The organism is Nonomuraea sp. NPDC001636, assembly GCF_040298265.1.
GTDB lineage: Bacteria > Actinomycetota > Actinomycetes > Streptosporangiales > Streptosporangiaceae > Nonomuraea.
On the sequence record NZ_JBEOZT010000005.1, the window covers coordinates 396,370 to 417,053 of the forward strand.

Here is a 20,684-nt window from a genome sequence, read left to right on the forward strand (position 1 = left end):
ATCCGGCACAGCTTGGTCTCACTGCTCTCCGACTCAGGCACGACCATCGAAGCCATCTCACACTGGTCGGCCACCGCACCACCACCGTCACCGAGACCGTCTACCGCAAGCAGTTCCGCCCAATGCCTTGGAAGGAGCAGAGGTGATGGACCGGATCTTCCCGGCATCACTATGATCACCAATCCGAACAAGGATACGAAGGATGTCGCATGCGGCCGTTCCGGAGAAAGAAGCAAGAGCAGGTCAATCTGGAAGAGCGGTCACCGGAGCTCGGTATCAAACACAAGGACCTGATGGTCATGCATCAGCTCACCAAGGCAGGGGCTGATCTTGAGCAGCCTCGTCATGTGATCTTCCACCTGTACGCCCCGACCCTTGACGCCGCTCAGAGCATCGCCAAGGAGGCCCATGGCGCCGGCTATGGCCTGCGCCCCGAGGTCGGGAAGCCTTCCCCGGAGTCTCCTGACAGCTGGCCGGTGACCTGCGAGGCGAACGCCGTGATCTCACCCGACTTCGTACGGGAGACAGGCAACCTGTTCGACGACCTGGCGGCTCGCCACCACGGCCAATACGACGGATGGCAGGCCGCAGCCACCCCGTGAGGCATAGTCGCCCAGCTGGTCACCCAGCAACGCAAAAGGCCGCCTCCCACAATCGGGAAGCGGCCTTTGACCTGGGTGGGGCGTTCACAAGTGTGGTTGAACAGCGACGATGACGCCCTGGCGAAGATCGCTTCCCAGGTCGGCATTGATCGTTTCCCAGCCCGCCTGCCCGGTGACTAGCATCCTGGCATGCGTCTTTACGTACGAGAGTTCGACGGGCCCGCGGATCACACATTGCTGGTCATCCATGGTGGCCCCGACTGGGATCACAGCTATTTGGTGGAGCCGCTGAACAGGCTGGCCGGCGAGCATCGTCTGCTGTTCCCCGACCTGCGCGGGTGCGGCCGCTCTCCTGTCACCGAGCCGCTCACTCCCGACGCGATGGTGGCCGATCTCGTCGAACTCATCGGCGCGTCACAGGTGGACGTGCTCGGCTTCTCCTATGGCGGTCTCATCGCGCAGCGGTTGGCTATTCAGGCTCCCCACCTGGTCCGCCGCCTGATCGTTGCCTCCAGCAGCGTTCTGCCGGTGCCGGCGGACGCGTTTGAGGGATGGGAGGAGTACGAGCGCCGCAACGCCGCCCACCCGTCGATCTGGGACACCTCGCCCCTGGAAGGGGCAGACCTGACACGGGCCGAGGCGTTTTCGACCGCTCCGTTGGACGTCTGGCGGGAGGAGTCGCTCCCCGATTACCTCAAACGATTGGAGCAGGTGACCTTCACCAGCAGCTATCTGCGGGCCTGGCAGGAGGGCCGGTTTCCTTCGGCCCGCCATCCCGACGCTGTTGAGCGGTTGTCGGGGGTGCCGCTGTTCTTGCTTCACGGACGCTATGACATGACGTTTCCGGCCTCGTTGGTGCCGTTGACGCCCTGCACGGATTCAGTCGTTTTGGAGGAGGCGGGGCACATGGCGCACATCGATCAGCCGGAGGCGTGGCTGGGCGCGGTCGCGCGATTCCTTGCCACCGCCTCGTGATCCAGCGGTGGACCCGGCACGTGAAACGAGTGATCCGTCTGGCCACCTCGCTTCGAACAGGTGTTGATCTTGATTGTGGTAGTGACTGCCAGCACTTCCCCGCTTACAGTGTGGAGTTGTAGGGCCACATGGCGTGAAGCGGATCGGACGGGCGCATCTGCGTCCTTTCGCGGAGGCGGATGTGACGTCACTGCTGGAACGGTTGGCCCTGGCCGAGGCGGCTGCCGCTGAGAAGACGGCCGAGTTGCGCGAGCAGCTGGCTGCAACGGAGGAAGAACTGCGGCGTCTGTCCATCACCCGCGAAACACTGCTGGCCCTGTCGACCCAGGACGACGAGCACGATGGCGAGCTCGATGGCGGGCACAAGGCGAAGGCCGCGGGAGGCGACCCGGCGCAACCGGCGCAGGACAGCGAAGGCAAGCCGGGGGACGTGGCGGCGCTGCCGGTGTTGCGGGGGGTGCGCCGGCAGACGGTGGCGTTGCTGGCCACGGCGCAGCGGCCGATGCGGGTGCGGGATGTGGTCGTGGCACTGGGCGAGCCGGATGAGCGGGGGAAGGTGGAGTCGATGCGCTCGCGGTTGCTGCGCCTGGCCGCCGACGGGTGGCTGGTGCGCTGCGAGGGCGGCACCTACGCGATCGCCTCGGGCGTGAACGGCAACGCCCCGGCCTGGGAGGGGGGCACGGCTTCGGCATCGTGACCGACTGAAGCGGGTGCCGCCGAGATTAGGCCCTCGGCGGCACCCGGGGTTGCGTGAGCACCCTCCAGGTTCTAACTGACAGTGGCTCCCGCATTCCCGAGAGTAACCCGGATGAGGTGTCTTGGGGAGAGGCGTCGAGCCCGCATTTCGCCATGCCCGCCGATGAGGCGGACATGGCGGGAAGGATCGACGATGCCCCCAGCAGGGCGAAGACGTGCTCGCCGCTCGTCAGCTTCCCCCGCAGGAGCGGGACGGAAGAGGCTCGATGGGCCACAGCCGGACGGCCAGGCCGGCCTCCAACTGGGCGATGGTGGCCACGTCTGGCCAGCATCGCCCGACAGCCACGTCGTTGACGGTCTGCCGGTTCACTCCACTGACTTCGGCCAGCCGACGGAAACTCAAGCCCTGCTCGGCCATCACCTGCTGCAGGGCGGCGGCGATGGCCTGGACGACAGCAGCGGCCGGGTGGCCGGACAGGTCCGCGTGGGGCCAGTTCTCCGGGTGGTCGGCCAACTCCCGGGGAGAGCGGGACCGCCCGCGTCCTCCGACCATGACAAACGGCTCCTTTCGGTGGATGTCGTCGCGCTCAGTAACGGCAGGTTGTTCTGCCGCTATGGGTGGGGTGTGACCCTCGACGCGGAAACCTCGGCTACGATCACCGGCTACCGGCCGCAGCAGGCGCCGCCGGAATGGGAACAGATCGCTGGGCACGTGCGGATGTTGGTCGCCGCCAGCGCTGACCGCTCCCCCTACCGGGTGGAACGGCTGCTCACCGCGACCACCCGTCTGGCCGTGTGGTGTCACCGCTCCGGTCTGCCGGATGACCCGGAGGTGTGGTTGCGGCACGAGACGATCGACGCGTTCGTCCTGACCGGCTGCACCGACCTGGCGCCGAGTTCGGCGCAGACCTATCGCAGCTGGCTGCGGCACATGCGCGCCACGCTGGCCTGGCTGGAGCGCGGCGAACAGGCGCCGCCGCCGATGAAAGCCCCCAAGAAGGTCAGCCCGCCGTACTCGCCGGCCCAGCTCGGCCGCCTTCGCGGCTGGGCCGAACGCCTGCCCGGCCAGGCGCGCACCGACGCCCTGTCGTTGATGGCGCTCGCCTTCGGCTGCGGTCTGACCTCTGGAGAAGTGGCCGCCGTCCGCACTGGGCATCTGCGCATCCTGGACTGCGGCGCGGTCGTGGTCGCCGTCCCCGGCACAGACCGGTTGATCGTCTGCCGCGCCACCTGGGAGGACATCCTGGCCCACGCCGCCGACCGGCCCGGCGACGCCTTCATCTTCCGGCCCCGGCGCGCCGCCCGTCACGCCAAGAACCTGTTCAGCTCCTGGACAGCCCGCCACACCCCGACCGCTGGCCTGCCCACCCTGTCGGTGCGCCGACTGCGCTCCTCCTGGATCGTCGAACTGCTGAGCGCCCGCATCGACCTGGGCGTGGTGGCCGCCGCGGCCGGAATGAGCACCTCCGCACTGGCCCGCTACCAACATCTCGTCCCCGCCCTGGACCAGCCCACCGCAGTCGCGCTGCTGCGCGGCAGGCCCGACGAACAGGCCCGTTGAGTACGGCGAAGCCACGCGCCTGGCCGCCGCGCACCACCCGAGCCCGAGCCACCCGGCCCCGGCCTCCTGCCAAGCAGACGGCACAGATTCCCGACGCCGTCGTCAGTCATTACGTCCGGCTGCTGGACGACTCCGGCATCATGCCGCTGATCCACGCCGAACTCGGCCAGAGGCCCGGCCCGCCCGGGCTGCCCATCGCCGCGGTGCTGACCTGCCTGCTGCTGTCCATCAACCACACCGGCAAGACCACGCTCGTCGAGGCCTGGCGGATCGCCGCGTTCTGTCTGACCGCCGCCGCACGCCACCGGCTCGGCCTGCCCGACATCAACCCCGAAGATATCCACCAGGTGCTCGCCTCCTCCCGCCGCTTCTACCGGGCCTTTGACCGGCTGACCACCGTGCTGGATCCAGCCCGCCACGATCGGCGCACCCGTCTGCCCCAGCACCAGGCCGACGCGCTGGCCACCGCTTGGGAGAATGACGACCCAGCACACTCGCATAAGCGGGAACTGCTGCAGGACATCGTCACCGCGCTGGTGCTCACCCCGGTGCGCTGGGCCAAAGGCCGGGGCTACCTCCGTCACTTCCGCGGCGACGTCGGCATCGATACCACCGCCGCCCCGGTCTTCGCCCGCCCACCCCGCGCCCGCCGCTCCACCGGAGAACTCATCGCCTCCACCGAGATCACCGCGGGCTGGCACCACTCGGCCGGAAACGGCCCACCCGAGTACGGCTACAGCGCCACCCTCACCGTCGCCGCCCGCACCCGCTCGACTCCCGGCTCTTTCCCGCAGCTGGCGCTCGGCCTGGTCCTCGACACCCCACACAAACACATCGGCGCCGACGCCATCACCACTCTGCGCCCACTGGCCGGGCTCGGCCTGCCCGCCGCCTTCGCCGTCGTCGACCGCGCCTACACCGATCAGGCCGCCGATCATTTCGCCCGGCCCGCACGCGAACTCGGCTACAAACTCGCTCTCGATTACAAAGTGGATCAGCGGGGAGTGCAGGGCAGCGCCCACGGCGCCCTGCTCATCGACGGCTCCCCTGCCTGCCCACTGATGCCCGACAGGCTCGCCCAGGCCACCACCGGCCTGGACGACGCCGCCATCCGCGCCCCGTCGGAGGAACTCACCGCGCTGATCGCCGCGCGAGAGCCGTATTTGCTGCGTCTCAAGCAAAGCGCGAATACAGGCGGCACCCTCCGCTTCCAATGCCCGGCAGCAGGCACCTCCCCATCGGTCACCTGCCCCCACTTCGACCGCCTCCACGAGCGCGGGCCCATCCGCGCCACCGCAGTCGACCTGACCGACGCCCGGCAGAGAGCCGCCCACCCCGCGGCCAAACCCCGCGTGCTGCCCCCGGCACCCGACCACAAAACCCGCGAACTGCCGAAGATCTGCCACCAGCAGACCATCACCCTGCACCCCGACGACCTCGGCCACCTCGACAAATTCCGCCAGGACCTGGCCTACCTCAGCCCATCGTGGCGGGGGACGTACTCCACCGTCAGAGCGATGACGGAGGGACTGAACGGCCGCCTCAAGGGCCACGACCTCGACCTGAGTGACCCGAAGAACCGGCTCGCCCACGGCCGCGTCGCCCAGACCATCCTGGTCGCCCTGCTCGTCACCGTCGCCAACGACCACTTCCTCGACGCCTGGCGCCACACCCACCAGCCCCCAGACGAGCCCGACGCATCCGCCGAGACCTTCGAGATCCCAGCAGAGCACCTCAACCGCACGCCACTCACGGGCCGGAGCCGGCCATCACCCATCCCATAACGCGCAATTCAGATCACCTTGTCGCAGCACCCAGCCCGGAGCCGGCATCGCCATGCCCAGCGACGCGAACTCCGACCTCCACCAACGACCAGACACCACCCGGGCCTCCCCGGACACCCGCTCCGCGGCTCCCAAACCAGGACGAACCCGATTCGGAAACTCCTGAAACGACAAGATCCCGCCTGATCGCGATGATCAGACGGGATCCCGTCAACTTCAGTCTGGCCGTCTCAAGAACGGCCCTGGGTGGAGATGAGGGGATTCGAACCCCTGACCCCTTCGATGCGAAGGAAGACAGGTAGGTCCGGGTAGGTCGATGTGAGTCGATCGGGGTGCTTCCTACCTCTTGGAAGGCTCCAAGGAGGAGGCGGAACGACTGAAGGAGTCGCAAGCCGGTGGCTCCCCAAATTGGCTCCCGTGACTCCTCTCCAAGAGCACTCCCTACATTCCCGCCCACCGTCGACGGCCTGATGGCCGAACAACTCCCCGGCGACTGCGTGGCCGACCGATCTCGTATTCGGGGTCAACATGCGCTTCTGCAACTCGCACGCATACTGAGCCGGAGCGATCCGCGCGGGCGGGCCCGACCTGCTCGTCATGGGAAGATCGCCGTACGTACGAACCTGACCCGGATGGTAATCAACTCTGGGGAAAGAAGGGGAAGATCCCCGCGCGGTGGGGCCGACTGGATCGTCAGCCGGGCCATGTCCTTGCTATAGGCAACATCCCAGCGCGTGCGGGGCCGACCTCTTGGCGTAAGGCAGCCGCCGCCCTGACCAGAATGACCCCCGCGCGTGCGAGGCCGACTATTACAGCACCGACAACTCCACGACCACCCAGGGAAGATCCCCGCGCGTGCGGGGCCGATGTCGCCCGGATCGTCATGGCCACCGTCACCGCAGGAAGATCCCCACGCGTGCGGGGCCGACCGCGCGAGGGCGTCGGCGATGGTGCCGTACAGGGGAGGATCCCCGCGCGATGCGAGGCCGACGCGCACGAGCTCCGTTGGGACGGCCGATTCCGGGGAAGATTTCCGCGCGGGCGGGACCGACTCCTCCCACCTGGACCCCAAGGCCGAAGACCGCGGAAGAACCCTGCGCGTGCAGGGCCGACGAGTTCGTCTCCGGCAGCGGAAGATCCCCGCGTGTGAAGGGCCGACGCCGCCGTAACCTCGTCAGACCCTTCGACGCCCGAAAGATCCCCGCGCGTGCGGGGCCGACGTGCGGACGTACACCGTACGCAAGGGTGACACGGGAGGATCCCCGCGCGTGCGGGACCGACGCGTAGGCGATGATGTCCATCACCTCGTGCGCGGAAGGATCCCCGCGCGTGCAGGGCCGACGGGTCAGGCGATGCGGGCGCAGCGCGCCAGGTAGGAGGATCCCCGCGCGTGCGGGGCCGACTGGGACAGCACCGACATGCGCATGCGATCCCTGGGAGGATCCCCGCGCGTGCGGGGCCGACGAGAGTCCCCGGACCAATGCGTCGGCGTACTGCGGAGGATCCCCGCGCGTGCGGGGCGGACGTCTTCGTGCACGTCTCGACGGCGGTGCCGCGCGGAGGATCCCCGCGCGTGCGGGGCGGACATGACGACGGACGACTACGACGTCGTCGGTGCTGGAGGATCCCCGCGCGTGCGGGGCGGACATCGCGGACTCCGGAGACGGCAAGTCCCGCGCCGGAGGATCCCCGCGCGTGCGGGGCGGACGAACTCATCGTGATCGCTATCGTTGGCCTGCTGGGAGGATCCCCGCGCGTGCGGGGCGGACGCAGATAGAGCCAAATAGGTCTTGTGATCTGCCGGAGGATCCCCGCGCGTGCGGGGCGGACACTTGCTGAGCTGCGGCTTTATCGTCGATTCCGGGCCGAGAGAATCAATCCGTCGAAGTCGACGGGGTACCAACGATCCTTCCCGGCAGTACGTATCGCCCAGCCCTGTTCGTTCGCAGCCGGTTCGACGAGTACGGCCTGTCCGTCGCCGATGCGGTTGGCGAGGAGTGTCCAGATGCGGTCGCGGATGCGTCTGCTGGGGTTGCCGACGAACACACCGGCGTTGACCTCGACCATCCAGCGAGTGAGGTGACCGCGGAGGCCTTCTGGAGCGGCGACGAGAACGATGACGGTCATGTGTCGGCCGCTCCGTTACGACGTCGAGGACGGTCGTGGGCTTCGTCGTCAAACTCTGGGCCGATCACGGCGATGTGTTCTTCGCCCATAGTGGCCTGCGCGAACTCGACGAAGAGAGGATCCTCCGGGAACTCCTCGGTTCCGGCCCAGTTGACGCCTCCAGCTACGGCGCCCACCTTCTCGTCCCAGAGTTCGTTGACCTCGATCTCTGGAATTTCGGAGCCATCTGGAGAAAGTAGGGCCTTGATGTCGCGGACAATGCGGCCGAGTAGCTTGGTTTCCGCGATTCGGTCCCGGAGGCCGAGGCGAGCGTCACGCTCTTCGGTCAAGCCCTTGGCGGCGAGGTCGAACGCGAGAGGGATGGTGTACTCGGCCTTGTACAGGTCTGCGATGTCCATCACGAAGGAGGTGGCCGAGCCGGTGTGGACGAAGCCGAGACCAGGGCTGGCGCCGAGACCGACGATGACGGCGTGGCAGATGCCGTACAGGGCGGTGTTCGCGGCTGACAGCAGGCGGTTGAGATCGTCGCCGGTCGCGAAGGGATCCCCAGGGCGGTAGTCGCGGCCGTTCCAGGCAACGCCGGCGCGACGGGAGTGGTGCTGATACTGCTTGCGGACGCGAGCGCCTTCCCGACCGCGCAATTGCTGCATCGTCATCGCGGAGACGTCTTCGCCGGGGAAACGCATGCCGTACATGGCGCGGGCGACGGCGAGACGTTCCTTGGGACGGGTGACGAGCCAGGCCTGACGGTAGAGAAGGCCCGCGCCGCGGCTGGGCCCCAGTCCAGACGCATACAGACGGACGCCTTGCTCGCCGACCCAGCACACCGCCGTGCCGGAGTCACCCAGAAGCTGAACCGCGCCGTGGGTGATGCGGGTGCCGGGCCCGATGAGCATGACGGCGACCATCGCGGCAGGGATGCGGACGGTGTCCCTCTTGTTGATGACGACGACGGCGTTCTCGTCGCGGTCGATGTGACTGCGTTCGATGTAAACGCTTGAGACGCGGTCGGCGATGCGATGCAAATCGTGAGGGTGTGCCTTCCACCAGATGTCAGCCATCACCTCTCCTGCCGGAGACCGGGGAGAGGCGCAAGGGTGAGCAGGCCACAGCCGTAGGACTTGGCCGGCCCGATCCCGTGCAGAAGCCGGTCCGTGAACGCGGCGGTGTCCGTGATGCGCAGCCGCCCCTCGAAGGTGGCGGTGTGCAGGACGACCGGGTTGCCGCCGTTGTTCTTCTTTCGGAAGGAGCGACGTGCGCGAGCGGTGATGCGTACTTCGCGTGGCGTCGCCGGCTCTCCCTCTCCAGGCTCCAGGCCAAGTCCCGGCGGGTCGGTGCGCGAAGGGGGAACCTCGAAGCCCCACCGTTCGGTACGGGAGAGGAACCAGCCGAGCTGCTGGTCCGCCGTGCGGTGACCGATCCGGAAGGAACGCCGTTTGGCCTCCACAGCTCGTTCGAGCTGGGTCTCCGTGGGTTTGACGGGGTTGGAGGTGTTCTGCACCGGGTTCGCGGTGAGCCGGAAGGCGAATTCGCGACCCACTGCGATCTGGGCGAGAAGCGGCGTGTAGTCACGGATGGCGGCGTGCGTGCCGTCGGCGTCGGGCCAGCCGGCCTGCTCGACGAGATGGCTCCAGTCGGGCCGAGTGCCGGTCAGGACGAACAACATCGGCCGACGGGGATCGTCGGCATCCAGCCGCCACAGAATGCGCTGCTCGGTCGGCGCATCAGGGATGCCGTACATGACAGCGCCGTGCATGGCGTGCGGGCTGGCCAGCAGCAACCGGCTCTTCTCGCGGAGCGGGTTGATCCTGATACGGGACAGGTAGGTCATGTCTCAGGTCACCAACCCAGGAGAGCGAACGGGTCGTGGTTTCGGGGGCCGTCCCCAGCGCGGTCGGCCTTGGCGAATCCGGTCGGGATGGTGATCCACTGGTGCCGGACGCGGCGGCTGCTGAAGCGGCGCTCGCGTGGAGCGAAGGAGTACGGGACGTCGGTGAGCGAGTCTTCTCCGGCGGGATCGTCCCAGGTGGCGGCCAGATCGATGGTGGAAGGTCGTCCCCGGTCGCGGGCGTAGATCTGTCGGGCGGTGTCCGTGGCCTGCCAGGGCACCGTGTTCAGTACGTCCAGCATGGGGTCCGGCCGTACGTCGAGAAAGAGCGGCTGGGTGGGGACGCAGGAACGGCGCCCCAGCGCGAGGGGGAAGGCCGGACGTTGGACGGCCTCGGCCAACGTCTCCACAAGACCGGCAGGACCGTGCACCACCGCGAGGAACACCGCGTCCTGCAAGTAGAAGCGCTGAGTGACGTGCGTGTGCTTGGCCGGCGACGTGGGCTTTTGCACGCCCTTCGCCGACACCCCTGCCTGGGGAAGGGGGCGTCCTCTGTAGTCGCTGACGGTGTGGTAGTCGCGCAGCAGGCTGCCAGGCTGGTCGACGCGCACGGCCAGTTGGAGGCCGAGCAGGTCGTCCAGGCGATCTTCTCGCGCCCGACCGGCAGCGGCTGCGAGTAGCCCCAGGATTCCGCTCTTGGTGGGTTCGGGGCGGGTCTCACGCCGGTTGAACGTACTGCGGTCGCCCCAGGACTGCAGCGGGCCCGCCAAGCGCAGGACCAGCGTGGCTTGAGTGGCGGTCATCGGGCCTGCTGGATGCGCTCAGCCAGCTTGGCGCGGAGGTCCGCGACCAGTGTGGGGAAGGAAGTGTTGGCGCCGAAGATCGTGGTAAGCCGCTCCCCGGTGTGCTGGTCGGGGTCGAACGTATGGCAGACGGCGACGTGAGCGGGAGTATCGCCCCACTGCCGGATGGCGCGGTCGTGTTCCACTGCCAGGCGGACGGCTGAGTCCGCGGCCAGGCCCTCGCCGTCCTCCTCGGGCAGGAGCGGCTTCTCGAAGGCGGAGACGAGGTTGACCGGCTGGTCCTCGCGCACCACCACGGCGACAAGGCTGGGCAGCGTGCGGTGGGCGAAGGAGTTCTGGTGCCCGGAGGGGATGGAGCGGGCGAAGTGTTCGACGAAGGCGTGGACCGCGGTCAGGGCAGCCTCGTCATCGCCGAGATTCTCGATCAGCTTGGGTACGTTGACCGTGGCGTACCGGTACAGGGTCGCGGAGTTGAAGCCGATCTGCCCGATCATGCCGGCGCCGGTCTCTTCTCTGAGATTCTCGTCGTCCACGGCGGTGTAGTAGTCGAATTCCAGGTCCACCGCGTGCGTGGACAGGGCATGCGCGACCTGGACGGCGGCGTCGACGTTGAGGGCGGGGATGTCGGCGACCATCCGTCCGAACAACGCCACGTCCATCGGATGGCCCTGCTGGAGCTTCGCGGCGACCGGGAGGTCCTTTACCGACTTGGCCAGCTCCTCGTCCTCCAGGGCGATCAGGTCGGTGGCTTGGTCGGCGACCAGGTCGATGATGTCCTCCAGCTGCCGGTAGCCGAAGAACAGCAGGTAGGCGGTGTCACCGGCCTTCTTGCCGGGCTTGATGCCCAACGGCTGCAGCAGGGCGGTGGCCAGGCGAGTGGCCTGTTCGATCTCCAGGCCGGTACGTTTCGCCAGCCGGGTGGCGAGTTCGGCCGCTATCCGCTTGGTCCGCGTTGCGTGATCCTGTTCGTCAGTGTGCTCGGCGAAGCTGGTGCGGGTGGCACGCTTCCATGCCTGTGACGAGACCCGGGCCCTGCGATGCCCGCCGTAGTAGGCCTCCTTCGGGTTGCCTTGATCGTCTCGGTTCAGGTTCGCGGGCGGGACGGTCTGGATGATGTGCACATCGACGTACAGACGCTTGTCCATGGAGGGCTCCGGATCGAATCAGGGGATGAATCGGGTGTTGGTCACTGCGGGCTGGATGCGGGGGCGGTTGTCGGATCCGCAGGCGTCTTCGCGGGCGGCTGCCAGCCGTAGTAATCGAGCCCGATCCGACGGCGGGCGAGTTGCCGGGTGTCGGGCCGCTGCCAGGCGCGGATGTCACGAAGCAGCCAGTCGTAGTCGAGCGGCACGCCGACGGTCCGTAGCTGCGAGATCAGGCCACGCAGGTGGGTGAGGAAGGCCGACACCTGGGTTGCTGAGGCGGCGGCGTCGACCCGCCGATCCACCGCCTCCCGGACGAAGCCCTTGTCCTGCTCCGACTGCTTGTGGAGCCGCCGAAGAGCCTGCCCCAGCCGCACGTCAGGACGATGCATGGGGTCGGAGCGGGACTGCTGGTGCAGGCCGAACAGGGCGAGCGCGGCGTGTTCGGCGGCCAGCTCGTGTGACACCCTGCCCTGCTTGGCGAGCCGGTCGTCGATGGGCGTGGTGTAGTACGGCCAGAGGGCCGGCACCGTGCCGGCTGGACGGCCCAGGCCCGCACGGAAGGCGGCCAGGTCCTCCCCTGGTGGCGGGCCCTGTTTGCGCCAGGTGCCGTCAGCGGCCACGTATCGGGTCCAGTATCGGACGATGTGATCGTTGGGAGAGGTCATGTTGTCCTCGTCTTCAGACTGGCTGGGGCCCGTCAGGCGGATAGTTCTCCAGGCTCGTCGTCCGGCCGATCGCGTACGGACTGGGCCCATCGGGGGAGGGCGGCACGTAGCTGCTGGCGAAAGTTCTGTTCGGCGGAGGCGAGCCGGTAGACGTACTCCGTCTTGTCCTTCTTCACCACACGCCCGGCGAACTCGCTGCCGGTGGCCGTGGCGAGCAGCCTCTCCGCCACGTCCTGGGTCTTCCAGTACGCGAGTTGCTCCCAGGCGGTGTGCCCCCGCTCCAACTGGTCCGGGTCATCGGCACTGGTCCGAACCCCGACCAGGAAGCGTCGCACCAGGGGGTCCAACGCGTGCAGCACGAACTCGCCGGGACGCTGCCCCTTGTTCCAGGGGATCGGGTCGGCTCCCCGCGCACGTCGCAGGTCGGCCGACAGGCCATTGACCGCCTTGGCCAGATCTTCTGCCTGCTCGGTCACCTCGACCAGCGTGGTGTAGGTGTCGGTCTCGGTTCGTAGCCCGGCGATCGGCAGCGGGATCGAATCGAACAGCACATCCTCCACGACGGCGGACTGGGTGCCGTAGACCATGCCGATCGTCTGCACCTGCAGCGGGTAGTCGAAGGGAAGAGCGCCCTCGGCCTGAAGATCGGCGAGCTGGCTCAGCAGCCGCGAAGTCTCGGTTCCGTCGTCACCGTCCTGCCGTTCCGCGACCAGCAGCGCTTCCATGCCACGCCAGGCGGCCTTGCCGGGGAGGTGCCGACGCGGCCGACGCTGCGTGCCCGTGGGACTCTTCGGATCTTTGACGAAGGACCACGCGGTGTGCGGCTCCCATTCCGGGAGAGCCTGCAGCCTGTCGCCTGCGCACAGCACCACTCGACAGACTCGAAGGCCGTGCTCGGTGTCTTCGGGGATCAAGCGAATCCGGCGTGCCTGCCAGGTCCACAGGTCGAGTAGTCCGGTGGCGTGCCGAGTCGTCCATTGTCCTGACATCGGGGCACGCCGCCACTGCGGCAGATCGTCGGCCGCCTGCGTACCGATCGGGATGTTGAGCATCAGCGTCTCGAACAAGGTGCGGCCCATCGGGACGACCACTCCGAGCGCACCCAACGGGCCAGTGACATTGCCTGTCGTTTTGCCGGCCTTCGCCATGCCGTCGTCCGCCGCACCGGACTTGATGCCGGCGGTGTCCCAGCACTGCGCGTGCAGCAACCACCGGGCTGCTTCGGCAGGCGTCAAGGGCAGCGGGTCCCCCTCCGTGCGGGACGAGAAGAGCGGCACGTTGTTCCCGGACGCCTGGGTGGCGACCAGCAGGGCCGTCCCCTTCGTCTCCTGCTTGGCCGTGTGCAGCCCGGCGGCCTGGGCGAATGGGGCCTCTGGATCGAACAGGTCGAAGCGGGATCGATGCTCGTCCAGGTAGGCGCTGATCGCCTTTTGCTCGATATCGGTGAAACGTCCATTAGCGAAACGGCGTGCCCATTCCTTGCGATCGGAAGGGCGTCCCAAAGCATCCACGACAACGGGCAGAAGTACCTGACGTATGAGCGCGGGAGTTTGCGTAGGAACGTCCACTTCCAGCGCATCGAGAAGATGAGCTTGGAGCAGCGTCTCACGCAATGAGTAAGGCTTTTGAGCGGTCTCACCGCATGGCCGTGGAAGCAACCATGGCGAATCAATCAAGTCATAACCGGACATTCCTAGCTCCTCTAATTGGTCGTGTTTAGAGGGTGCGGATTGGAGCGTGCCACATCTGACGTCATTCCGTCTGGCGAATCCGTAGAGTGGAGTCGCTTGGCCCTTCGACCTTCATGGCGCGGGGATGGCCCGTGGTCGTGTTTCGGGCACATATCGGCCCCGCAATGCGGGGATCAAGCCTCCACCAGCCGGGCCGCCTTCATTGCGCCCCTGTCTCAGGGCGTCCGGCGCGCGCCCATGTGTCATGCATGTTTTCGGGTGGGGCGTCGAGGGCCACCGTCCACGAGTAGTCCCAGTTCGTCGTCATACTGCACCTCGTACTCGCCGAGGATGGTGGGAGTCTCTGCTGCCAGGATCAGCGCCTTGCTGTGTTTCAGCCAGGGGTGGCTTCGCCAGCCGTCCAGCGGTGCGAGGTCCCGCTCGGCCGGCTCGGTCAGCTTGGAGGGGAGCCGGACCGTGGCGCCGAGTGCCTCTTCCACGACGTCGTCTGAAACGACCTCGCCGTTGACCCCCAGCCATCTGCCCGCCATGGTGTGATACCCCCGCTGGTCCTGGCGCACGAGGATCACCTCGACGTTGCGCTCGCCGTCCCGTACCACCGCTTCAAGTTTGTGCTCGGCCAGGCTGCCGGGAGCTGCGCCATGGTGCAGACCGTCCAGCGTGGCCTTCGTGTGCTCACCGGCCTGGGTGAGCAAGAAGTGCTCTGCGCTTCGGGCCCTGTTCTCTTGCTCGGACACCCACTCTTCGCGGGCCTGCTGCTCGTCCTTGCTCCAGGCGGGCGGGACCACGTCAGGAGCCTCGCCATACACCTGCTCAACCAGCTGCAGCACCTGGCTCGGCACCGACCATTCACCACCGTCGGCTGCGCAGACCAAGGCGGCCGTACGCAGCAGCAGGTAGCGGCGGTAGATGGCTTCACTCGCATTGAGAATCCACGGCGCGTCCTCACCTCTCGGCGCGAACCCCGTCACGATCACTTCTGGCTGACGTACGAGCGACGGGCGTGGCACTCCGTCATGACGATGGATCCGACCGAGCCGTTGCAACAGCAGGTCGATTGTCGTCAGGTCGGTGACCAGCACGTCTGCGTCCACGTCGAAGGATTGCTCCGCCAGTTGCGTCGCGACCAGGATCAGGCGATCAGGCCGCCTCGGTCCGTCCTTGCCCGGCGGGCCCAGAAGTTGCAGGCACTGCTCTGTGCCCTCCGCCCGGTCGCGCGCGGTCATGCGTCCGTGCAGCAAGCGCACCTCATGGTCGCCGAACCGGTCGCGCAATGCCTTGTAGAGACGTTGTGCCCGCGGCACGGTGTTCCGGATGACCAGAGCGCATCCGCCCTGCGCGAGCCGGTCCTGCAACAGATCGGCGATCGCAGCCTCGGCCTGCCCGCTCGCCTCTTCCTGCTTCGTACTGGGCGTCTCTGGGTGGACGGTCACCTTCACGTGCAGATCCGGTCGCCACTGCTTCGTGTCGGCTACGTCGTAGACCGCCTGTCCATCGACGAGGCATGCAGCGGTGACACTGGGATATCCCTGTGGCGTCGGCAACTTCTCGATGTCGAACGTCTCCGTCGATGCCGCCCCGGCGAGATAGGCCGCGGCCAAGGAGCGGCGTTGGGCGGGTGGCAGCGTCGCGGACAGCAGTACCACCGATACCCCTGCCTGCCCCAACCAGCGCAAACCCTCCAGCAAGAACTGCGACATGTACACATCGGCCGCGTGGACCTCGTCCAGGACCACGATCTTGCCCATCAGCCCGGCGGCACGCAGCATCACGTGTTTTGTCCGTGTCGCCGCGAACAGCAGTTGGTCGATGGTGCCCACCACGAACGGGCTGAGCAGTCCGCGCTTACGGCCCAAGAACCATTCCGCCGGCGCCTGCCGCTCCGCCATCCGCTCGCCGCCGAAGGGCGAGTCGGCCAGGCCGTACAGGTCGTCTTCCTCAATCCCGTCGAAGTAGCTGTCAGGGTCGGAGTCCGAACCGTCCAGCAGGCTCTGCCATTCCTTGTTGAACATGCGCTTGCCGTGCAACAGCGCCACCTGACCGGCCAGCTCCGGGTCGATCTTGTTCAACCAGGCGCGGACCTGGCTGAACATCGGATCACTGGTCGCCTGCGTCGGCATCCCCATGAACACGCCATCGGCGCCGAACCGCGCGGCCAGCACCTCAGCCGCGCCCAGCGCTGACTTGGTCTTGCCCTCGCCCATCGGCGCCTCGACAACAAGCAAGCCAGGCCTCGGCATCCGCCGCGCTACGTCGAGGACGAGCTCTTGCGACCGGCGAGGCGATTGGCCGAATCGGTGAGCGAACACTTCGGGGGCAGGCAGCGCCAACTTTCCCCAGCCACCCCGTAGTCCAAGGCGTTCCCATGCCTTCGCCGCGCGGTCTCTGGCCCCCTGCATCGTCACGTCGGCCAGATCGTCAACGCCAGGGAAATGCCTTTCGTCGCTGGCGATCCAGTCAGCCATCACTACGAGGCCGCTGAGCTGCAACTGCACCGCTCGGCTGGGGACCTGCTGCGGCTGCACGTCGGCCAGATCGGCGAACCCGACCAACCGCGTGAAGACATCCACCACCGCCGACTGCACCTGCGTCCAGGCCAGCCCCTTGCCTTGAGGTTCACCTCGCGCGGTCCGCAGTCCCTCCAGTGTGCCCACCGAAGGCACCGTGCCGTGATGACCGGCAACCAGTGGCCACAGCCAATCGATCTGCTCAGGCGCCCAGCCTGCGTCCCGCAACAGACGTCGTACGAGGGTTCCCCCGGCTTTGTCGTGCCGCCATCGAGCCCGCTGGACCCTCGCCTCGTCCCAGCGCAGCCCGGCCTGCCGGACGGCTGCCGCTCCCTCAGCGTCCACTCGCTGGAACGCCGGCGTCGCCTTGCCGCAGTCATGCACGCCGCATATCCAGGTGAAAAACGTCTTTCCTCGCTCGCCCGAAAGCTCGTTCAAGACATGCTTCGTTGATGGCGGCAGATAGCCATCCCAAATCCGCTCCGCCACCGCCGCCGTGTCCAAGAGGTGCGAGAGCAGAAGATTTGTCCTGCCACCTGCCTTAAGGCGCGATTTCCCCCAAAGCGCCCCAAGTTGCCCAATCAGGGTCTGGTTGTATCCAAGCACGTCATACCACGTCATCACACCTCCTTCCATCAAGCCCGCAGCCTAGACAGCGCCACCGACAAAACAGAGTGGGCGGACACATCCGCGATATCGTTCGGCTACACCTCAGCGTTAGCAGGTGGCGACTTTCGAGGAGGGGCACAGACTGGTGACAGAGCAGGCTGCTGTTACACACCCGAAGGAAATCGGCAGGCCCGCCCGGTAACGCCCCAGGTCAGCAAGTGTCGGCCCCGCGGACGCGGGGATGTTCCGGACGCGCCTGCTGAGACGCAGGCTGCCAAGGAGTCGGCCCCGCGGACGCGGGGATGTTCCGTCGGGGTCGCCTCGCACCGTCAGCCGGGCGACGTCGGCCCCGCGGACGCGGGGATGTTCCTTGTTCTTATAGAGATCAAGGCGCGGGCCCGAGGTCGGCCCCGCGGACGCGGGGATGTTCCGCCGCCCTCGCCGCCATCACCCCAGAGACGGACGTCGGCCCCGCGGACGCGGGGATGTTCCGACCCTGAGGAGACCCGCGCATGACCACCAGGAGTCGGCCCCGCGGACGCGGGGATGTTCCGACTGCCGTGTCCAGGGCGAGGCTCTGCCGCTCGTCGGCCCCGCGGACGCGGGGATGTTCCGTCCAGCATCGACGCGGCGACGGAGAAACGCGGGTCGGCCCCGCGGACGCGGGGATGTTCCCCAGGCGCGGGAAGCTGAACTTGTCGGCGACCAGTCGGCCCCGCGGACGCGGGGATGTTCCCTCAACTTGAGCCTGGACGTCGCCTTCACGCTCGTCGGCCCCGCGGACGCGGGGATGTTCCGCGGTGTTCGTCGAGCCCGACCTCCCGCCTGCAGTCGGCCCCGCGGACGCGGGGATGTTCCCGGCGCTGTCAGGAGCTGATCGACGCAGAGCCGGTCGGCCCCGCGGACGCGGGGATGTTCCCGTGCCACGCTCCACCACTGGCCTCGCGGCCGGGTCGGCCCCGCGGACGCGGGGATGTTCCCGGGAAGACCCAAGAGCCCACCCTTGTGGGGTGGTCGGCCCCGCGGACGCGGGGATGTTCCGGCCTCCGGCTGGCCTGGTGGGCGGCGGGCAAGGTCGGCCCCGCGGACGCGGGGATGTTCCGATCCGTCAGTCAGAGGAGATCATCCGTCAGGGCGTCGGCCCCGCGGACGCGGGGATGTTCCGCGGCCCGACGACGGTGACGGCGGTCCGCCCACCGTCGGCCCCGCGGACGCGGGGATGTTCCCCAATCGCGCGCGAACTCCTGAGCGTTCAGGGAGTCGGCCCCGCGGACGCGGGGATGTTCCCCTGATGACGATCGCCGCGACCGGGTTCGACAAGTCGGCCCCGCGGACGCGGGGATGTTCCTGTCGCCGAGCTGCTCGGCATCCCGCTGGACGAGTCGGCCCCGCGGACGCGGGGATGTTCCCACTCCTGCAGCTTGGCCACCTGCCGGCCTGTCGTCGGCCCCGCGGACGCGGGGATGTTCCTCCCCCTTTTCGGGTTGGTGCGTGTTGTTGCACGTCGGCCCCGCGGACGCGGGGATGTTCCCTTTGACGGCTTGTCCGCCTGGTGCAAGCCCTGGTCGGCCCCGCGGACGCGGGGATGTTCCGTTGACCGGGGTGCAGACGGCGCCCGCGGTCGAGTCGGCCCCGCGGACGCGGGGATGTTCCCTCCGCCAGGACGTCGCACAGGTCGCGGGCGAGGTCGGCCCCGCGGACGCGGGGATGTTCCCCCGGCCTGCAGCTCGCCGTAGGCAGCCTCGGCGTCGGCCCCGCGGACGCGGGGATGTTCCCTCCACGAGCTTCAGCGCGGCCCGGCCGAACGCGTCGGCCCCGCGGACGCGGGGATGTTCCACGGGTGTGCGGCGGCTGCCGGGCCCGCCCGGCGTCGGCCCCGCGGACGCGGGGATGTTCCTCTCACCGGCTGGCCGGTCATGGGGTCGAGTACGTCGGCCCCGCGGACGCGGGGATGTTCCGCTGGGCGAGGTGGTGTGGGCCGGCGTCCGGATGTCGGCCCCGCGGACGCGGGGATGTTCCCTCGGGGACCGCGCTTACATGGACGTCCCGGGTGTCGGCCCCGCGGACGCGGGGATGTTCCCCAGGTGACGGAGAGAACGGACTCTCGCGGCCGGTCGGCCCCGCGGACGCGGGGATGTTCCGATCCCTAGGGCCCTCAGGAGCCTCAGGAACGTGTCGGCCCCGCGGACGCGGGGATGTTCCGTCGCCGCGGCGGCCGGTGTTCGTGGCGCGGACGTCGGCCCCGCGGACGCGGGGATGTTCCATGGTTGAGGGTGACAGGAATCTTGTCTTCCTCAGTCGGCCCCGCGGACGCGGGGATGTTCCGGGGCCCTGGGGCCGTGAGGTCGGTCCGGCTCGGTCGGCCCCGCGGACGCGGGGATGTTCCCTTGAGGGTGAGCGGCTCATCGCCGTCGTACGCGTCGGCCCCGCGGACGCGGGGATGTTCCTGCCCACGTATGCCCGGCCATAGACATGAGTAAGTCGGCCCCGCGGACGCGGGGATGTTCCAAATCCGCAGATCAGGGACCGGCAACCATGCGAGTCGGCCCCGCGGACGCGGGGATGTTCCAAATCCGCAGATCAGGGACCGGCAACCATGCGAGTCGGCCCCGCGGACGCGGGGATGTTCCGACGAGCTGGACTGCTTGCAGGACTACTACTCCGTCGGCCCCGCGGACGCGGGGATGTTCCGGTCAAGAGGCTGTGGCCCAAGCGCCCGGCGAAGTCGGCCCCGCGGACGCGGGGATGTTCCGCCAGAGCAGTTCGCCATCGGGACGCTGAGCATGTCGGCCCCGCGGACGCGGGGATGTTCCGCCCGCCAACGCGGTGCTCAAGGTCGGCGTGGCGTCGGCCCCGCGGACGCGGGGATGTTCCGGTGGGTCGCTGACCCTCAACCCCCCGAAGAGGGTCGGCCCCGCGGACGCGGGGATGTTCCGGGGCACGCGACCGACTACGTGCTCCCGGAGTTGTCGGCCCCGCGGACGCGGGGATGTTCCGATCGCGCCCTATCCGACGACGGCCGAGGAAGCGTCGGCCCCGCGGACGCGGGGATGTTCCCCCGATCACCATCTGGGCGTGATCGACCATCCAGTCGGCCCCGCGGACGCGGGGATGTTCCCCTGGGCGGCCACCGGAGGGTGGCGGAGGAGATGTCGGCCCCGCGGACGCGGGGATGTTCCCATGTTGTTCGCGAGGATCGACTTCGGGTCGCCGTCGGCCCCGCGGACGCGGGGATGTTCCCCAGTGGTCGCCGAACGTGTGGGCGGCGTACAGGTCGGCCCCGCGGACGCGGGGATGTTCCCATGGTCAGGGCGTTGTGTGAGCTGGACTACCGGTCGGCCCGCGGACGCGGGGATGTTCCGCCGCCCTTCCTCGCCGGACGGCTTTACATTCCGTCGGCCCCGCGGACGCGGGGATGTTCCGACGACCGGCACCACCCGGACGTCGTCGACCCCGTCGGCCCCGCGGACGCGGGGATGTTCCGCCGTCGCCCGCGCGCTCGCCATGCTCTACACCGTCGGCCCCGCGGACGCGGGGATGTTCCCTGCCGCCACTCCGCGTCCGCGTACCTGCCCGGGTCGGCCCCGCGGACGCGGGGATGTTCCGTCTCGGCCGGCGGCCGCGGCCGCGCCGGCCGGGTCGGGCGCCCGGACGCGGGGGTGGTTAGCAATTAAGAAAAAAGGGGGGGGAA

General features: G+C 68.3%; 14 protein-coding genes and 1 CRISPR repeat array. Of the genes, 5 read left to right on the forward strand and 9 right to left on the reverse strand.

The features are described from left to right. The first annotated feature begins 209 nt into the window (after positions 1-209). The 3 genes from ABT158_RS14015 (at position 210) to ABT158_RS14025 (ending at position 2,274) form a co-directional block, all read left to right on the forward strand. Positions 210-602: a ribonuclease E inhibitor RraB gene (locus ABT158_RS14015; RefSeq protein WP_352353120.1), complete on the forward strand. Its 393-nt coding sequence runs from the start codon at positions 210-212 to the stop codon at positions 600-602. Between the two features lie 189 nt (positions 603-791). Next, positions 792-1,577 carry an alpha/beta fold hydrolase gene (locus ABT158_RS14020; RefSeq protein WP_352353121.1) on the forward strand — a complete coding sequence of 262 codons (786 nt, stop codon included), beginning with the start codon at positions 792-794 and terminating at the stop codon, positions 1,575-1,577. A 181-nt stretch (positions 1,578-1,758) separates the two neighbouring features. Continuing rightward, a complete protein-coding gene (locus ABT158_RS14025; protein ID WP_352353122.1) occupies positions 1,759-2,274 on the forward strand; it encodes a hypothetical protein in 516 nt (171 codons plus the stop codon). Between the two features lie 228 nt (positions 2,275-2,502). Here ABT158_RS14025 and ABT158_RS14030 read toward each other — a convergent pair whose 3' ends face one another. Beyond that, complete coding sequence (locus ABT158_RS14030; RefSeq protein WP_352353123.1) at positions 2,503-2,826, reverse strand: helix-turn-helix domain-containing protein; 324 nt, start codon at positions 2,824-2,826, stop codon at positions 2,503-2,505. 72 nt (positions 2,827-2,898) lie between these two features. Here ABT158_RS14030 and ABT158_RS14035 point away from each other — a divergent pair, with 72 nt between their 5' ends. Both ABT158_RS14035 and ABT158_RS14040 read left to right on the forward strand, forming a co-directional pair. Beyond that, on the forward strand, positions 2,899-3,834 hold the full coding sequence (locus ABT158_RS14035; RefSeq protein ID WP_352353124.1) for a hypothetical protein: 936 nt from the start codon (positions 2,899-2,901) through the stop codon (positions 3,832-3,834). Beyond that, positions 3,831-5,618 (forward strand): hypothetical protein, encoded by a 1,788-nt coding sequence (locus tag ABT158_RS14040; RefSeq protein WP_352353125.1) that lies wholly within the window; start codon positions 3,831-3,833, stop codon positions 5,616-5,618. The genes ABT158_RS14035 and ABT158_RS14040 overlap by 4 nt, the downstream gene beginning before the upstream one ends. Positions 5,619-7,466: 1,848 nt before the next feature. Here ABT158_RS14040 and cas2e read toward each other — a convergent pair. From cas2e to cas3, 8 genes are all read right to left on the reverse strand, one after another. After that, positions 7,467-7,745 (reverse strand): type I-E CRISPR-associated endoribonuclease Cas2e, encoded by a 279-nt coding sequence (gene cas2e / locus ABT158_RS14045; RefSeq protein ID WP_352353126.1) that lies wholly within the window; start codon positions 7,743-7,745, stop codon positions 7,467-7,469. Next, positions 7,742-8,806: a type I-E CRISPR-associated endonuclease Cas1e gene (cas1e, locus tag ABT158_RS14050; RefSeq protein ID WP_352353127.1), complete on the reverse strand. Its 1,065-nt coding sequence runs from the start codon at positions 8,804-8,806 to the stop codon at positions 7,742-7,744. Before cas1e ends, cas2e begins: the two co-directional genes overlap by 4 nt. After that, entirely contained in the window at positions 8,806-9,576 is a 771-nt protein-coding gene (gene cas6e, locus ABT158_RS14055; protein WP_352353128.1) for a type I-E CRISPR-associated protein Cas6/Cse3/CasE, read from the reverse strand. The genes cas1e and cas6e overlap by 1 nt, the downstream gene beginning before the upstream one ends. Positions 9,577-9,584: 8 nt before the next feature. Beyond that, the gene (cas5e, locus tag ABT158_RS14060; protein ID WP_352353129.1) at positions 9,585-10,376 is read right to left on the reverse strand and encodes a type I-E CRISPR-associated protein Cas5/CasD; all 792 of its coding nucleotides are present in this window, start codon (positions 10,374-10,376) and stop codon (positions 9,585-9,587) included. Further along, positions 10,373-11,521, reverse strand: coding sequence for a type I-E CRISPR-associated protein Cas7/Cse4/CasC (cas7e, locus tag ABT158_RS14065; protein WP_352353130.1), 1,149 nt, complete (start codon positions 11,519-11,521; stop codon positions 10,373-10,375). The genes cas5e and cas7e overlap by 4 nt, the downstream gene beginning before the upstream one ends. A gap of 41 nt (positions 11,522-11,562) precedes the next feature. After that, on the reverse strand, positions 11,563-12,186 hold the full coding sequence (casB, locus tag ABT158_RS14070; RefSeq protein WP_352353131.1) for a type I-E CRISPR-associated protein Cse2/CasB: 624 nt from the start codon (positions 12,184-12,186) through the stop codon (positions 11,563-11,565). Between the two features lie 32 nt (positions 12,187-12,218). Continuing rightward, positions 12,219-13,877: a type I-E CRISPR-associated protein Cse1/CasA gene (casA, locus tag ABT158_RS14075; RefSeq protein ID WP_352353132.1), complete on the reverse strand. Its 1,659-nt coding sequence runs from the start codon at positions 13,875-13,877 to the stop codon at positions 12,219-12,221. 242 nt (positions 13,878-14,119) lie between these two features. Continuing rightward, positions 14,120-17,005, reverse strand: a complete 2,886-nt coding sequence (cas3, locus tag ABT158_RS14080) for a CRISPR-associated helicase Cas3' (protein WP_352353133.1) — start codon at positions 17,003-17,005, stop codon at positions 14,120-14,122. Between the two features lie 208 nt (positions 17,006-17,213). Next, positions 17,214-20,598: a CRISPR direct-repeat array (repeat unit 28 nt; unit sequence GTCGGCCCCGCGGACGCGGGGATGTTCC). The last annotated feature ends 86 nt before the right edge of the window (positions 20,599-20,684 follow it).

What these genes read in the sequence shown, in the direction of transcription:
- cas1e (WP_352353127.1), bottom strand. Translation starts at nt 8,806, where the DNA reads ATGGCTGACATCTGGTGGAAGGCACACCCTCACGATTTGCATCGCATC.
- casA (WP_352353132.1), bottom strand. Translation starts at nt 13,877, where the DNA reads ATGTCCGGTTATGACTTGATTGATTCGCCATGGTTGCTTCCACGGCCA.
- casB (WP_352353131.1), bottom strand. Translation starts at nt 12,186, where the DNA reads ATGACCTCTCCCAACGATCACATCGTCCGATACTGGACCCGATACGTG.
- cas6e (WP_352353128.1), bottom strand. Translation starts at nt 9,576, where the DNA reads ATGACCTACCTGTCCCGTATCAGGATCAACCCGCTCCGCGAGAAGAGC.
- ABT158_RS14015 (WP_352353120.1), top strand. Translation starts at nt 210, where the DNA reads ATGCGGCCGTTCCGGAGAAAGAAGCAAGAGCAGGTCAATCTGGAAGAG.
- ABT158_RS14030 (WP_352353123.1), bottom strand. Translation starts at nt 2,826, where the DNA reads ATGGTCGGAGGACGCGGGCGGTCCCGCTCTCCCCGGGAGTTGGCCGAC.
- cas2e (WP_352353126.1), bottom strand. Translation starts at nt 7,745, where the DNA reads ATGACCGTCATCGTTCTCGTCGCCGCTCCAGAAGGCCTCCGCGGTCAC.
- cas3 (WP_352353133.1), bottom strand. Translation starts at nt 17,005, where the DNA reads ATGACGTGGTATGACGTGCTTGGATACAACCAGACCCTGATTGGGCAA.
- ABT158_RS14020 (WP_352353121.1), top strand. Translation starts at nt 792, where the DNA reads ATGCGTCTTTACGTACGAGAGTTCGACGGGCCCGCGGATCACACATTG.
- cas5e (WP_352353129.1), bottom strand. Translation starts at nt 10,376, where the DNA reads ATGACCGCCACTCAAGCCACGCTGGTCCTGCGCTTGGCGGGCCCGCTG.
- cas7e (WP_352353130.1), bottom strand. Translation starts at nt 11,521, where the DNA reads ATGGACAAGCGTCTGTACGTCGATGTGCACATCATCCAGACCGTCCCG.